This window comes from Comamonas sp. C24C, assembly GCF_053345995.1.
Genome location: NZ_JBKFBC010000026.1, coordinates 1881 through 2283 on the forward strand (window position 1 = coordinate 1881; position 403 = coordinate 2283).

General features: G+C 49.9%; 3 tRNA genes (1 of these 3 running past the window's edge). All 3 read left to right on the forward strand.

Going from position 1 to position 403, the window contains the following annotated elements:
- A tRNA-Ile gene (locus ACLBXN_RS24485) sits at positions 1 to 17 on the forward strand (it extends 87 nt beyond the left edge of the window).
- 16 nt (positions 18 to 33) lie between these two features.
- Positions 34 to 110, forward strand: a tRNA-Ile gene (locus ACLBXN_RS24490).
- A gap of 28 nt (positions 111 to 138) precedes the next feature.
- Positions 139 to 214: transfer RNA gene (locus ACLBXN_RS24495), tRNA-Ala, on the forward strand.
- The last annotated feature ends 189 nt before the right edge of the window (positions 215 to 403 follow it).

The window sequence follows — 403 nt, forward strand, 5'->3', positions numbered from 1 at the left end:
TGGCCTGCTGAGTGACAGCGGGCTGCATGGAATGGGTCTGTAGCTCAGCTGGTTAGAGCACTGTGTTGATAACGCAGGGGTCGTTGGTTCGAACCCAACTAGACCCACCAAGATTCCAATATCTGGTTCGAGGATCTCGGGGGATTAGCTCAGCTGGGAGAGCACCTGCTTTGCAAGCAGGGGGTCGTCGGTTCGATCCCGTCATCCTCCACCAAAAATGATAGCGCTAATGGTGCTATAATCGAAGGCTTCCCAATACAAAAGCAGTCTTGCAAAGACTGCTTTTGTATTGATCGAAACGTCGATCAATTGGCTGTTCTTTAAAAATTCATAGAGTCGAAATCAGCGTTGCTGGTGGAAAGCGCAAACCAAGGTTTGTGCACCGTGCCGCCAGCAACATTTT